The organism is Massilia pinisoli, from assembly GCF_024753285.1.
Lineage (GTDB): Bacteria > Pseudomonadota > Gammaproteobacteria > Burkholderiales > Burkholderiaceae_D > Telluria > Telluria pinisoli.
The window spans coordinates 350,723-363,715 of the sequence record NZ_JANUGW010000003.1 but is presented as its reverse complement, the minus strand read 5'-3'; the positions used below and the strand labels follow the sequence as shown (position 1 = coordinate 363,715).

The window sequence follows — 12,993 nt, the reverse complement described above, 5'->3', positions numbered from 1 at the left end:
CAGTGTCGCGCGTGGCGTTGGCGGTAAGGCAACCCCGGCGGCGGGCGGCGGTTGGTTCACGCGCCCATCAGCACGCGGTTGCGGCCTTCCTGCTTGGCGCGGTACAGCGCCTTGTCGGCCGCCCAGAACAACGACTCGGCATCCTGCGCATGGACGGGATACGACGCGACGCCGAACGACGCGGTGATCCGTTCCGGTCCCTCGCCTTCGGGGTTCGGCGTGACGGTCGCCAGCGCGACGCGGATCGCCTCCGCGCGCGCGCGCGCATCCGCGGCCGCGCATTCCGGCAGCAGCAGAACCATCTCCTCGCCGCCATAGCGGCAGGCGACGTCGCCTTCGCGGATGCCCTGGCGCAGCTGCTGGGCGATGGTGCGCAGCACGGCGTCGCCGACGGCGTGGCCGTAGTCATCGTTGACGCGCTTGAAATGGTCGATATCGACGAGCACGAGGCTCACCGGCACGTTCTTGCGCCGCGCCCGCGCCAGCTCGCGCTTCAGCGCCGCGTCGAAGTGGCGCCGGTTGAACAGGCCCGTGAGCGGATCGAGCACGGACTGGCGGCGCAACGACTCGCGCAGGCGCGCACTCCCCAGCGCCAGCGCGAACTGCTCCGCGATCGTCACCGCGACGCGTTCCTGCTCGTCCTGCCCGGGGCCCGTCGCCAGTCCCTCCAGGTGCAGCATGCCGAGCAAGTCGTCGTGCGTGACGAGCGGGATGCACAGGCGGCCCGGCGCATCGTCCACCGGGGTGCGGTAATGGGCGCAGGCCGGCTCGCCGTGGCCCGCCGTCCGGTAGCGCGCCCGGTGGCGCAGTGCCCAGCAGGCGTCGATGTCGATGACGGGGGGCTGGTCGGACGGCGTGCCCCACTGCGCCTCGCGGTCCAGCTGGTTGTCGTCGTCGCGCAGCAGGAACAGCGTGCCGGCCACGCCGGGCAACAGCTTGGGCATCGCGCGCGCGAGCACGAGGCCGGCCGCGGCGACCGACGGCACGGCGTCGACGGCACGCAGCAATTCGGCGACCACCGTCAACTCGCGGTTGTGGCGCGTCGTCAGGGCGACCGCCTGCGCGAGCTCGCCGGCCTGGGCCTCGAGTTGCGCGGCGGCGGCGCGGCGCTCGCGCAGCACCCGCGTCACGACCAGCAGCAGGACGCCCAGCACGAGGATATTGGCGGCCGTCGCCGCGACGCTCACGTAGAACGACTTTTCCGAGCGCGCCAGCAGATCGGCGCGCAGCGCGTCGCGCCGGGCCTTGCCGCGCACCTGTTCCGCCGCCACGATGCGGCGCAGCTCGTCCATGTACAGCTTGCCGCGCAGCGAGCTGACCACGCGCTCGGCCGCCTCGAAACCTGCATGGCGGCGCAGCTGGATGGTTTCGTCGAGTTCGGCCAGCTTGAGATCCACCAGGCGCGAGATGCGCCACACGGTGGCCCGCTCGGCATCCGTGCGCGCCTTTTCCTTCGCCTCGTGCAGCGCGCCGGGCAGCGTGCGCCGCGCCTGCTCGTACGGTTCGAGGAAGGCGTCGTTACCGGTGACGATGAAGCCGCGCTGCGCCGTCTCGGCGTCGCGCACGCTGGTCAGGATGTCGTCCAGGCGCTGCTGCGCGAGCAGCTCGGCGCGCGCCTGCGCCAGCATGACGTTGACGGAACGGTTCAGCCAGAACGGCACGGCCGCCACCAGCACCATGACGGTGAAGACGGCGGCGGCGACGAATCCGAGGTGTGTTGCACGGCGCATGCGATGTCGATCGAAATACAATTGCTATAGGGCAAGGCAACATAGCATGGATTGCCTGGCGCACGATTGAAATACACGATTCGGTAATGCGGGCGTGGCAATTCGCTTACGCCGGGGGAAAGTGATGCCGCAATTGCAGGATGGCTTCCGCGTTCGAGCTGGAAAAGCAGCGGTCGGCCGCGGCCAGCAACGGCAGCCACGCGTACTGCACGTGCTCGCGCGGCGCGAGCGTGATCGCGATGTCGCGCGGCACGCAGACGGAGAACACGTGTTCCGTGTTGTGCGTGACGCCGGGCGCGTAGCGGTGGCGCCAGGTCTCGTAGATCTCGTAGATGTTCGACAGGTGCCAATCGTGCAGGACGATGCGCTCGCCATCGGCGGCGATGCCCGTTTCCTCGAACAATTCGCGGGTCGCCGTTTCCAGCAGCGGTTCGTCGGGGCGGTCGAGGGAACCGGTGACGGATTGCCAGAAGCCGGGTCGGTCGGCGCGTTCGATCAGCAACACCTCGAGGTCGGCGGTGTGGATGACGACGAGGACGGATTCGGGAATCTTGTGGGGCATGGGATTATTGTAGCGTACCCAAAAAACGTCGCCCCCGCGAAAGCGGGGGCTTGACGTAGGGTGGGCACCCCGTGCCCACCAAACGCATGCCTTACGCGACCTTTGGCTCGTTGCGCAGGCGGATATGCAGCTCGCGCAGCTGCTTCTCGTCGACTTCCGACGGCGCGTTGGTGAGCAGGTCCTGCGCGCGCTGGGTTTTCGGGAACGCGATCACATCGCGGATCGACTCGGAGCCCGTCATCAAGGTGATGAGGCGGTCGAGGCCGAACGCCAGGCCGCCGTGCGGCGGCGCGCCGTACTGCAGCGCGTCGAGCAGGAAGCCGAACTTCAGCTGCGCTTCTTCCGCGTCGATCTTCAGTGCGCGGAACACCTTGCTCTGGACTTCCTCGCGGTGGATACGGATCGAGCCGCCGCCCAGTTCCCAGCCGTTCAGCACCATGTCGTAAGCCTTGGCGACGCAGGCGCCCGGATTCGTCTCGAGCATGTCTTCGTGGCCGTCCTTCGGCGCCGTGAACGGGTGGTGCGTGGCGTTCCAGCGGTCGCCTTCCTCGTCGTACTCGAACATCGGGAAGTCGATGACCCACAGCGGTGCCCAGACCTCCTCGAACAGGCCGGCCTTCTTGCCGAATTCCGAGTGGCCGATCTTCACGCGCAGCGCGCCGATCGAGTCGTTCACGACCTTGGCTTTATCGGCACCGAAGAAGATCAGGTCGCCGTCTTCGGCGCCCGTCAGTTCCAGCACCTTGGCCAGCACGTCGTCCGAGATGTTCTTGACGATCGGCGACTGCAGGCCATCGCGGCCCTTGGCCTTTTCGTTGACCTTGATGTAGGCGAGGCCCTTGGCGCCGTAGATGCCGACGAATTGCGTGTACGCGTCGATTTCCGAACGCGGCATCGAACCGCCCTGCGGCACGCGCATGCCGACGACGCGGCCGCCCACCATGTTGGCGGCGTTGTTGAAGACCTTGAATTCGACGGTCTTCATCAGCTCCGTCAGTTCGGTGAACTGCAGTTTTACCCGCATATCCGGCTTGTCGGAACCGTAGAGGCCCATCGCGGTGGCGAAGTCCATCACGGGGAACGGGTTCGGCAGGTCGATGCCGGCGGCGTTCTTGAAGACGACGCGCATCATGTCTTCGAACAGGTCACGGATTTCCTGCTCGGTCAGGAACGACGTCTCGCAGTCGATCTGGGTGAATTCCGGCTGGCGGTCGGCGCGCAGGTCTTCGTCGCGGAAGCACTTGGTGATCTGGTAGTAACGGTCGAAGTTGGCGACCATCAGCAGCTGCTTGAACAGCTGCGGCGACTGCGGCAGCGCGAAGAAGTTGCCCGGGTTGACGCGCGACGGCACCAGGTAGTCGCGCGCGCCTTCCGGCGTGGACTTGGTCAGCATCGGGGTCTCGATGTCGATGAAGCCCAGGTTGTCCAGGTATTTGCGCACTTCCATCGACACCTTGTAGCGCAGGCGCAGGTTGTGCTGCATCTGCTGGCGACGCAGGTCGAGCACGCGGTGCGTCAGGCGCGTCGTTTCCGACAGGTTGTCGTCGTCCAGCTGGAACGGCACCGGCACGGACGCGTTCAGCACTTCCAGCTTGGTGGTGTTGATCTCGATCTTGCCCGACTTCAGGTTGGCGTTGGCAGTACCTTCCAGGCGGTTCACGACGGTGCCCGTCACGCGCAGGCAGTACTCGTTGCGCACGTGCTCGGCGACCTTGAACACGTCGGCATTGTCGGGGTGGCAGACGACCTGCACGAGACCTTCGCGGTCGCGCAGGTCGATGAAGATCACGCCGCCGTGGTCGCGACGACGGTGCACCCAGCCGCACAGGCTGACGGTTTGGCCCAGCAGCTCTTCGGTCACGAGGCCGCAGTAGTGAGTACGCATGGAGGACATAGTTTTTCGATCCTGGTTGGTTGATTCGGTGGGCCGGCTCTTGGCTGGCCCTGGATTCTTTGCTGCCTTGTTCTATTCCGCCGCGATGGCGACGTGCGTGTCGGGCGCGGCGTCGAGCGGCGGCGGGGGCGCCACGACGCCCATCGAGACGATGTACTTGAGGGCCGCGTCGACCGTCATGTCCAGCTCGACGACCCGGCTGCGCTCCATCATCAGGAAGAAGCCGGACGTCGGATTGGGGGTGGTCGGCACGTACACGCTCACGTAGTCGCCCACCAGGTGGTTCTTGACGTCGCCGCCCGGCACGCCGGTGAGAAAGGCGATCGTGTACGAATTCTCGTGCGGGTACGGAATCAGGACGGCCTTGCGGAACGCGTTGCCCGACGACGAGAACAGCGTGTCGGACACTTGCTTGACGCTGCCGTACACCGAGTTCACGACGGGGATGCGCTGCAGCAGCCGCTCCCACATCCGGACGAACCACTTGCCGACCAGGTTATTGGTCAGCACGCCGGTCACGAACACGATGGCCAGGGTGATGATGGCGCCCAGGCCCGGGATGTAGGTGCGCGGCTGCCACTCGCTCGGCACGAGGACGAGCGACTGGTCCAGCGTGCTGATCACGAAGTTCAGCACCCAGGCCGTGATCGCCAGGGGAACCAGCACCAGCGCGCCTGTGATGAAATATTTACGCATCGTTAGTCGTGACGGGTCTCGTCCGATGAAAGTGTCGGGTGCACATTATGCGCCGGCCGCGCAGGGCCGGCGCCGTTTGTCAGTTACTGCTGCTGTCTTTCGCCGGCGCGGCGGCCGGGGCCGGCGCGGCCGCTGCTTCCGTGGTCGGTCCGCCGTCGGACGACGCCGGCGTCGACGCTGCCGGCGCCGCGCCGGTCGCCGGGGCGCTGCCACCGCGGAAGTCGGTCACGTACCAGCCGGTACCCTTCAACTGGAAACCGGCGGCGGTGACTTGCTTCTTGAACGATGACTTGCCGCACGACGGGCATACGGTCAGAACCGGATCGGAAACTTTTTGCAGTACATCCTTGGCAAAACCGCATTCATCGCAGCGGTAGGCGTAAATCGGCATCTGAATACTCCGCAAAAATCATCAAAACCCTGAATTATAAAGCTTTTGCGGGAGACTTTGACTCTGGCGGCCATCGAGGGGGCTTATGACCTTCCCGACAAGTTGCTGCAGCGTGGAAACAGTGTTGTTTTTCGTCACCGCACGGATGGGTTTCGTTTGCCGATTATCAACTTAACTGTTTTAATAGCATTCTCAGCAGCAATAGCTGCACGAAGGTTTAAGAAACAGAAGTTTGCGCGACCGGTTCCGGCACGCCGCAATACCGAAGAAAAACACTTCAAATCGGGGCCCGCTTGCGGGCCCTTTTCTTTTGGCGCGACGCCAAGCCCTGCAGCGCACGCAAAACGCTGATATGATGAACGTCATGTCCAGGAAAACCAACAACGTCGCCACCAAAAGCCGCAAGGAAGCCACGCATGACCGTATCGTGGAAGTCGCTGCGCGCGCGATCCGGCGCAGCGGTTATGACGGGACGGGCGTGGCCGACATCATGAAAGAAGCCGGCTTGACGCATGGCGGCTTCTACGCGCACTTTGCGTCGCGCGACGCATTGCTTGCGGAAGCGGGAGACCGTGCGGGTGCCGAATCCGTCGCGCTGGCGGCGCGCGTTGCGGCGACTGCGCCGCCGGGCCAAGCGTTGCAGCGAATGATGCAGGCGTACTTGTCGGATGAGCACATGGCCGGCATCGAGACCGGGTGTCCGGTCTCGGCGCTGGGCTCGGAAATGCCCCGCCAGGCGCCTGAAGTACGTCGCGCCGCGACTGTCCATATCAAGGAAATGATCGATTTATTCGCGCGTCAGATGCCGGGCTGGGGCCAGCGCGAGACGCATGAGCAGGCGATGATGCTCGTATGCGGCCTCGTCGGTACCGCGGTGGTTGCCCGAGCCGTGGACGACCCGACATTGTCGGAAGCGTTGCGCGCGGCCTCGCTCAAGTATCTGCTGCCAGCCCGTGATTGATGCGTCACGGGCTTTTTTTTGCACACAAATATGACGTTCGTCATATTTGCGCCCCTCGTAGCGTACGAACTTTGTTTATAAAAAAGGAAATCTCATGGAAATCAAGATCGCACTGGTGACCGGCGCTTCGTCCGGCATCGGAGAAGCCACTGCCACGCAGTTGGCCGAGGCCGGCTATAAGGTCTACGGCACGAGCCGCAGCATCAAGCCCGGCAAGACGCGTCCCTTCGACATGATCGCGCTCGACGTGACCAGCGATGTCTCGGTGCGTGAAGCCATCGATACCGTCTTGCGAAAGGAAGGCCGTATCGATCTGCTCGTCAACAACGCGGGGTTCGGCGTGGCACCCGCCGGCGCCGAAGAAAGCTCGATCGAACAGGCGCAAGCGATTTTCGATACCAACTTCTTTGGCGTCGTACGCATGACGCGTGCGGTGCTGCCGCACATGCGCAGCCGGGGTTCCGGACGTATCATCCATATGGGCTCGGTACTCGGCTTCCTTCCGATGCCATATGGCGCCTTGTACGCCGCGACCAAGCATGCAATTGAAGGCTATTCGGAATCCCTGGATCACGAATTGCGCAACTGGGGAATTCGCTCCGTGGTGGTCGAGCCTGCCTACACGAAAACACCGTTCGACGCCAACCTTCTGCAGGCGGATGCCATGGTCGAGGATTATCGCGACATACGCGTGGCGGTGACCAAACGCGTATCCGAAGTGATGGAGTCGGCCGAAGGTCCGGCGGTGGTCGCGCGAACGGTGCTCAAGGCCGCGCAAGCCGCCAGCCCGAAGCTGCGTTACACGGCAGGCGGACTGGCGGGACGTTTGCGCCTGCTGCGCAGGTTTGCCCCGGCCGGCGTGATGGATGCGGGCTTGCGCAAGGATTTGCGCCTGTCCTGACCGGCCCTCCCCTACTGAGAACATGACATGAAAGCACTCGTTTTGAAACGATATGGCGGAGCGGAGCCGCTCGCATTCGCCGACGTCGCTCGTCCAACGATCGGGCCCGACGACATCCTGGTCAAGGTACGCGCCGCTGGCCTGAATCCAATCGACAACATGATCCCGAAGGGGATGTTCAAACCCATCCTCAAATTTCAACTGCCCGCAACGATGGGCAGTGATTTCGCGGGCGTGGTGGTTGAGGTCGGAAGCCGCGTAAGCCGCTTCCGGCCAGGCGATGCGGTGTACGGCAGCGTGTTCGACCTTGGCAACGGCAGCTTCGCGGAATTCGTCGCGGTGCCTGAACACGCGGCAGCGCTGAAGCCGGCGAACCTGAGCTTTATCGAGGCCGCATCGATCCCCATGGTTGGTTTGACCGTGTGGCAATCGTTCAAAGAGCACATGCAACTCAAGCCCGGCCAAAAAATCTTCATACCCGCTGGTTCCGGCGGCATCGGCACCTTTGCGATCCAACTGGCAAAGCACCTGGGGGCGACCGTGGGTACGACCACCAGCACGGCCAATATCGAGTTGGTACGCACGCTCGGTGCAGATGAAGTGGTCGACTACAAAAAACAGGACGTCCAAGACGTGCTGCACGACTACGACGCCGTGCTGGGAACGACACGGGGCGATGGATTGGAAACGGCGCTGGACATCCTGCGCCCACGCGGCAAAGTCGTTTCCTTGATCGGTCCGCCCGATGCGGCATTTGCGCGGGCACGCGGCATGAACTTCGTGATGAAACTCGTGTTTGGTTTGCTGAGTGCCAAAATCCGGCGTCTTGCCAAACGACGTGGCGCAACCTACAGCTTCATGTTCGTCCGTCCCGACGGCAGCCAGCTCGCGAGTATCGGCGAACTATTGAAAGCCGGGCGCATCAGGCCGGTGATCGATAAGGTGTTTCCGTTCACCCAGGCGAAAGCGGGTCTTGCCTACCTGGAGCAAGGTCGCGCCAAAGGCAAGGTCGTACTGCAGATGGAAGCGGATTGACGCCGCGGGTCGGTCAGCGCATACGCTGGCGCTTGCGCCACACCATCCACCGTTCCTTCGCCTTGAACACGGGAATGGAATCCTCGACCGCCTCATCCGCGATGCACTCGAACCCGTTGTGCAACAGCTCGTCCAGCCGCGCACGGGAGATGCCGAACGGCGGCCCTTTCGCCGCATCGTCGAAGTAGAAATAGCCGGCCAGCACGCCACCCGGCGCCAGCAGCGCGTCCCAGCGCCGCGCGACGGCATCCCAACGCTCGCGGGGCATGGCGCACAGGAACGCCTGTTCGTAGACGAGGTCCAGCGGCCGCGCCGGTGCATACGTGAAAAAATCGGCCTGCACGATGCGGTCGGCCCACGGCCCCGCCAGCGCGCGGGCGCGCGCGACGGCCTCGGGCGAGAAATCGATGGCGGTGGCGTCCCAGCCGGCTTCGCACATCAAGGCCAGTTCGTGCGCGGTGCCGCAGCCCGGCGCCAGCGCAACGAGCGGGCGCGTGGCAGCTGCGACGAACCGCCGCAACGCCATCGACACCCCGCCCCGCTCCCACGGTGTGAACGCGCGCTCGAAACGCTCGTCCCAGAATTGCGGCGACAGCGGATCGCGGCTGGAGAACGCCGGCGGCGCGGCCATCACGGGGTCCAGTGCAGATGCCCGGACGCGAACATGCCGGCGACGAGCACGGCGATGACGCCCGTCGCGCACGCGACGAAGACGAGCAGCCGCGTGGCGCGGCGCGTCTCGACCAGCATGCTCGCCACCAGGTCGCCCAAGTCAAGGTCGCTGTACGCGCGCTTGTGCAAGACCTGGTGCATCAGGCGCGGCAACTGCGGGAAGATCTGGCCGAAGCGCGGCGCCTCGGCCTTCAGGCGCTCGGCCAGGCCGCGCCAGCCGACCTGCTCCGCCATCCAGCGCTCCAGGTACGGTTTCGCCGTCTTCCACAAGTCGAGGTCCGGGTCGAGCTGGCGGCCCAGGCCCTCGATGTTCAGCATGGTCTTCTGCAACAGCACGAGCTGCGGCTGCACTTCGACGTTGAAGCGGCGCGACGTCTGGAACAGGCGCAGCAGCACCTGGCCGAACGAGATGTCCTTCAATGGACGGTCGAAGATCGGCTCGCAGGTGGCGCGCACGGCGGCCTCCAGCTCGTCGACGCGGGTGTCGCGCGGCGCCCAGCCCGATTCGATGTGCGCCTCCGCGACGCGCTTGTAATCGCGCCGGAAGAACGCGAGGAAGTTCTGCGACAGGTAATCCTTGTCGAAATCGTTCAGGGTGCCGACGATGCCGAAATCCAGCGCGATGTAGCGGCCGAAGGTGGCCGGATCGATGGAGACGAGGATATTCCCAGGGTGCATGTCGGCGTGAAAAAAGCCGTCACGGAACACCTGCGTGAAAAAGATCTCGACGCCGTCGCTGGACAGTTTTTTCAGGTCGACGCCGGCCGCGACGAGGCGGTCCGTCTGCGAGATCGGGATGCCGTTCATGCGCTCCATCACGATCACGCTGCTGGAACAATAGTCCCAGTACATTTCCGGCACGAGCAGCAAGTCGGAATTCGCGAAGTTGCGGCGCAGCTGGCTGGCGTTGGCCGCCTCGCGCATCAGGTCGAGTTCGTCGTGCAGGTATTTGTCGAACTCGGCCACGACTTCGCGCGGTTTCAGCCGGCGGCTGTCGGCCCACACTTTTTCGATGACGCCGGCCGCCATCTGCATCAGGGCGACGTCTTCGTCGATCGTCGACTTCATCCCCGGACGAAGCACTTTTACCGCGACTTCCCTGCCGTTCTTCAACGTGGCGAAGTGCACCTGCGCGATCGACGCGGACGCGATCGGCGTGCGATCGAACGACGCGAACAGCATGTCCGGCGACGCGCCGAGCGAGCGCGTGATCTGGGCGACGGCCAGGTCGGAATCGAACGGCGGCACGCGGTCCTGCAGCAGCGACAGCTCGGCCACGATGTCCGGCGGCATCAGGTCGGGCCGCGTCGACAATACCTGGCCGAACTTCACGAAGATGGGGCCCAGCTCTTCCAGCGCCAGCCGCAGTCGGATCGCGCGCGGCGACGTGAAGCTGCGCCAGAAGAAGACGGTATTGATCACGCGGGCGGTACGCGGTACGTCGAGGCCGGAAATCGCGATCTCGTCCAGGCCGTATTTGACGATGACGGTGAAGATCTTCAGCAGGCGCAGGAATTTCAGGATCATCAGTGGTCCGAAGGTGTATCAGGAATCGTCGGCGCGGCACTGCGCTCCGCTTGTTGGGCCATTTGTTGCGCCAGTTTTTGCTCGAGTTTGGCGATGCGCTTGGCCGTACGCTCGACGTCGTCGCGCAGGTGGCCGACGTCGTCCGCGAACTCGTCGACGACGGCCGGCCGCACGAGCACGCGCCGTTCTTCCAGCAGGAATTCGGTGACGTTCTCCGCCAGGCGGCGGCTGGCCGTGGCCGCGCCCGTCACGGCCGAGCGCGCGCCGTCCGCGAGGCGCACGGCGCCGATCGGCCCGAACAGGCGCTCGAGGTCGTGCTCGGCATCCCACCGCAAGCCCTTCGACAGTTGCGAGATCGTGTTGGCGAACTCGGCATCGCCCTCGATGCGCACGTACGAGAACGCGCGGTCGCGGTTCTGCAGGATCAGCGGCACGTCGGACAACTTGACGTGGATGGTGACGCTGGCCGCGTCGTCGGCGCCCGCCGTCTCGAGCATGCCGTCGCGCGCGACGCGCATGCGCAAGGCGAGATGGCCGGTGTCGATGCAGGCGGTCTTGCCGGCGTGGCGCATCAGGGCATCGCGCGCCCACGCTTCCTGCGCCAGCAAGTGGTTGATCGTCGCCACGGCCGGGGCCGTCAAGCCCCGTTGCGGCGACAGGAAAGAGGAAGTCGAAGACATGAGGGATTCGTATTCACAAAATAAAACCGCCCGGCATCGTCGGGCGGTTTCGATCTTACCAGTTTTTAGATTGCAAAATTTTTAAGTAATCTGCTGAATGCCCGCCAGGACCCAGCCGCCGCTGCCGTTCAGGGGCTTGGCCAGGTTCCACACTTCGACGAACGGTTCCGGCTGCGCGCCCGGCGCATTGCGGATCATGCCGTTGAACTGCACGCTCGCGAAATAGTCGCGCTCCGTCGTCTCGATGCCCAGCAGCTGGGAATCGATGTTGACGACTTCCGTGAAGTCGGGCTGGCCGCCCCGTTCCTGGACCTGCAGCGACAGTTCGGCGTACACCTCGGGCGACGTGAACTCGCGCAGATCGGCGAGGTCGCTACGGTCCCAGGCGGCCTGCATGCGGATGAACGAGGCCTTCGCGTGGCGCAGGAACGCGTCGGTGTCGAAGCCGGCCGGTACGCCCCATGGCTGGTGCGCGGGGGCCGCCTTGTCGAGCGAGGGCCCGTTCGAGAAGCCCGGCTGGAAGCCGCCTGCGTTGCCCTGGTAGCCGCCGTTCAGGCCCGAACCGATTTCCGGCGTGGCCGACGCGGGCACGGGATTCGGGTTGAAGCCCGTGAAGGCGGAATTCGCCGGCGTATCCTTGCGGCGGAACATGCGCACGATGAACATGACGGCGAACACGAGCAGCAGGATCATCAACATCGACGACAGCGCGCCGGCCATGGCGCCGCCGATGCCGAAGTGCGAGAACAGCGCGCCCAGGCCGAGACCGAGCAGCGCACCGCCCAGCACGCCCTTCCACATGCTCGGACGCTTCACCGGCAGCGGCGCCGGTACGGCAGGCGCCGGCGCAGGACGCTGGTACGACGGCTGCTGGTAAGGCGCGGGCGGCGGTGCCGGCGTGCGCATCCGGCTCACGGACTGCGACTGGCGGCCGAACGACCGGCTGCCGCCGAGCGGACGCGCATCGGCGACGCTGGACAGCGCCATCACCGCGATCAACATGCTGGCCAAAAACTTCTTCATGAGTTCACCTCAGAGTTTGATGCCGGTGTGCAGTGCGGCCACACCGGCCGTCAGGTTGTAGTACTGGACGCGTTCCAGGCCCGCCGTCTCCATCATCGATTTCAGCGTCTCCTGGTCCGGGTGCATGCGGATCGATTCCGCCAGATAACGGTAGCTGTCGGCATCGCCCGCGATGCGCTGGCCCAGCCAAGGCAGCACCGAGAACGAATACACGTCGTACGGCTTTTGCAGCGGCGCCGCGACTTTCGAGAATTCCAGCACGAGCAGCTTGCCGCCCGGCTTGAGCACGCGGCGCATTTCCGCCAGCGCCGCATCCTTGTGCGTCATGTTGCGCAGGCCAAAGGCGACGCTGACCCGGTCGAAGTAATTGTCGGGGAACGGCAGCTTTTCCGCGTCACACAACAAGGTGGGGGTGACGAGGCCCTTGTTCAATAGACGATCGCGGCCCACGCGCAGCATCGACTCGTTGATGTCCGTGAGCCAGACCTCGCCGCTCGGCCCGGCCTGCTTGGCAAACGCCTTCGACAGGTCGCCCGTGCCGCCCGCGATGTCGAGCACCTTGAAGCCGGGGCGAATGCCGGCCTGGGCAATGGTGAACGCCTTCCACACGCGGTGCAGGCCGGCGGACATCAGGTCGTTCATCACGTCGTATTTGGACGCGACCGAGTGGAATACCTTGGCGACCTCGTGGACCTTCTCGTCCTCGGAGACGGTCTTGTAGCCGAAATGGGTGGTGTTGGTCATAAGTAGCGAGCCGTTGAGTGTTGCCACATTATACAAGGGGGGTGTGCAACCCACCTTAAAGGTGCCTTACCGTCCGGCTACAAGCGCGTTTCCGAAAGCCGAAATATGCACCAAGCACAAAATGGATGAGCTCGCAAGGACCACACGATTATGTTGCATGAATAGCACAGGCCAGAA

General features: G+C 64.6%; 13 protein-coding genes. 3 read left to right on the top strand and 10 right to left on the bottom strand.

Annotation, left to right across the window (positions count from 1 at the left end; translation table 11 throughout):
* Positions 1 to 56: 56 nt before the first annotated feature.
* From NX784_RS05805 to NX784_RS05785, 5 genes are all read right to left on the bottom strand, one after another.
* Positions 57 to 1,730 carry a diguanylate cyclase gene (locus NX784_RS05805; protein ID WP_258815717.1) on the bottom strand — a complete coding sequence of 558 codons (1,674 nt, stop codon included), beginning with the start codon at positions 1,728 to 1,730 and terminating at the stop codon, positions 57 to 59.
* 106 nt (positions 1,731 to 1,836) lie between these two features.
* Positions 1,837 to 2,292: a dihydroneopterin triphosphate diphosphatase gene (nudB, locus tag NX784_RS05800; protein ID WP_258815716.1), complete on the bottom strand. Its 456-nt coding sequence runs from the start codon at positions 2,290 to 2,292 to the stop codon at positions 1,837 to 1,839.
* Positions 2,293 to 2,383: 91 nt separating this feature from the next.
* Positions 2,384 to 4,177: an aspartate--tRNA ligase gene (aspS, locus tag NX784_RS05795; RefSeq protein ID WP_258815715.1), complete on the bottom strand. Its 1,794-nt coding sequence runs from the start codon at positions 4,175 to 4,177 to the stop codon at positions 2,384 to 2,386.
* A gap of 81 nt (positions 4,178 to 4,258) precedes the next feature.
* Positions 4,259 to 4,882, bottom strand: a complete 624-nt coding sequence (locus tag NX784_RS05790; RefSeq protein WP_258815714.1) for a DUF502 domain-containing protein — start codon at positions 4,880 to 4,882, stop codon at positions 4,259 to 4,261.
* A gap of 79 nt (positions 4,883 to 4,961) precedes the next feature.
* Positions 4,962 to 5,273 carry an FmdB family zinc ribbon protein gene (locus NX784_RS05785; protein ID WP_258815713.1) on the bottom strand — a complete coding sequence of 104 codons (312 nt, stop codon included), beginning with the start codon at positions 5,271 to 5,273 and terminating at the stop codon, positions 4,962 to 4,964.
* Positions 5,274 to 5,625: 352 nt separating this feature from the next.
* Between NX784_RS05785 and NX784_RS05780 the strand changes: the two genes are divergently transcribed.
* The 3 genes from NX784_RS05780 to NX784_RS05770 all read left to right on the top strand — a co-directional run bounded on the left by NX784_RS05780 (position 5,626) and on the right by NX784_RS05770 (position 8,170).
* Positions 5,626 to 6,234 (top strand): TetR/AcrR family transcriptional regulator, encoded by a 609-nt coding sequence (locus tag NX784_RS05780; protein WP_258815712.1) that lies wholly within the window; start codon positions 5,626 to 5,628, stop codon positions 6,232 to 6,234.
* Positions 6,235 to 6,328: 94 nt separating this feature from the next.
* Complete coding sequence (locus tag NX784_RS05775) at positions 6,329 to 7,135, top strand: oxidoreductase (RefSeq protein ID WP_258815711.1); 807 nt, start codon at positions 6,329 to 6,331, stop codon at positions 7,133 to 7,135.
* Positions 7,136 to 7,162: 27 nt separating this feature from the next.
* Entirely contained in the window at positions 7,163 to 8,170 is a 1,008-nt protein-coding gene (locus tag NX784_RS05770) for an NADP-dependent oxidoreductase (protein ID WP_258815710.1), read from the top strand.
* A 13-nt stretch (positions 8,171 to 8,183) separates the two neighbouring features.
* On the opposite strand, the gene NX784_RS05765 is transcribed toward NX784_RS05770, so the two are convergent.
* From NX784_RS05765 to ubiE, 5 genes are all read right to left on the bottom strand, one after another.
* Entirely contained in the window at positions 8,184 to 8,801 is a 618-nt protein-coding gene (locus tag NX784_RS05765) for a methyltransferase domain-containing protein (RefSeq protein ID WP_258815709.1), read from the bottom strand.
* Positions 8,801 to 10,369, bottom strand: a complete 1,569-nt coding sequence (gene ubiB, locus NX784_RS05760; RefSeq protein ID WP_258815708.1) for a ubiquinone biosynthesis regulatory protein kinase UbiB — start codon at positions 10,367 to 10,369, stop codon at positions 8,801 to 8,803. The genes NX784_RS05765 and ubiB overlap by 1 nt, the downstream gene beginning before the upstream one ends.
* On the bottom strand, positions 10,369 to 11,049 hold the full coding sequence (locus NX784_RS05755) for a ubiquinone biosynthesis accessory factor UbiJ (RefSeq protein WP_258815707.1): 681 nt from the start codon (positions 11,047 to 11,049) through the stop codon (positions 10,369 to 10,371). The genes ubiB and NX784_RS05755 overlap by 1 nt, the downstream gene beginning before the upstream one ends.
* A gap of 81 nt (positions 11,050 to 11,130) precedes the next feature.
* A complete protein-coding gene (locus tag NX784_RS05750; RefSeq protein ID WP_258815706.1) occupies positions 11,131 to 12,072 on the bottom strand; it encodes a Tim44 domain-containing protein in 942 nt (313 codons plus the stop codon).
* 9 nt (positions 12,073 to 12,081) lie between these two features.
* Entirely contained in the window at positions 12,082 to 12,816 is a 735-nt protein-coding gene (gene ubiE, locus NX784_RS05745; protein ID WP_166859477.1) for a bifunctional demethylmenaquinone methyltransferase/2-methoxy-6-polyprenyl-1,4-benzoquinol methylase UbiE, read from the bottom strand.
* Positions 12,817 to 12,993 lie beyond the last annotated feature (177 nt).

What these genes read in the sequence shown, in the direction of transcription:
- NX784_RS05805 (WP_258815717.1), bottom strand. Translation starts at nt 1,730, where the DNA reads ATGCGCCGTGCAACACACCTCGGATTCGTCGCCGCCGCCGTCTTCACC.
- nudB (WP_258815716.1), bottom strand. Translation starts at nt 2,292, where the DNA reads ATGCCCCACAAGATTCCCGAATCCGTCCTCGTCGTCATCCACACCGCC.
- aspS (WP_258815715.1), bottom strand. Translation starts at nt 4,177, where the DNA reads ATGCGTACTCACTACTGCGGCCTCGTGACCGAAGAGCTGCTGGGCCAA.
- NX784_RS05790 (WP_258815714.1), bottom strand. Translation starts at nt 4,882, where the DNA reads ATGCGTAAATATTTCATCACAGGCGCGCTGGTGCTGGTTCCCCTGGCG.
- NX784_RS05785 (WP_258815713.1), bottom strand. Translation starts at nt 5,273, where the DNA reads ATGCCGATTTACGCCTACCGCTGCGATGAATGCGGTTTTGCCAAGGAT.
- NX784_RS05780 (WP_258815712.1), top strand. Translation starts at nt 5,626, where the DNA reads ATGATGAACGTCATGTCCAGGAAAACCAACAACGTCGCCACCAAAAGC.
- NX784_RS05775 (WP_258815711.1), top strand. Translation starts at nt 6,329, where the DNA reads ATGGAAATCAAGATCGCACTGGTGACCGGCGCTTCGTCCGGCATCGGA.
- NX784_RS05770 (WP_258815710.1), top strand. Translation starts at nt 7,163, where the DNA reads ATGAAAGCACTCGTTTTGAAACGATATGGCGGAGCGGAGCCGCTCGCA.
- NX784_RS05765 (WP_258815709.1), bottom strand. Translation starts at nt 8,801, where the DNA reads ATGGCCGCGCCGCCGGCGTTCTCCAGCCGCGATCCGCTGTCGCCGCAA.
- ubiB (WP_258815708.1), bottom strand. Translation starts at nt 10,369, where the DNA reads ATGATCCTGAAATTCCTGCGCCTGCTGAAGATCTTCACCGTCATCGTC.
- NX784_RS05755 (WP_258815707.1), bottom strand. Translation starts at nt 11,049, where the DNA reads ATGTCTTCGACTTCCTCTTTCCTGTCGCCGCAACGGGGCTTGACGGCC.
- NX784_RS05750 (WP_258815706.1), bottom strand. Translation starts at nt 12,072, where the DNA reads ATGAAGAAGTTTTTGGCCAGCATGTTGATCGCGGTGATGGCGCTGTCC.
- ubiE (WP_166859477.1), bottom strand. Translation starts at nt 12,816, where the DNA reads ATGACCAACACCACCCATTTCGGCTACAAGACCGTCTCCGAGGACGAG.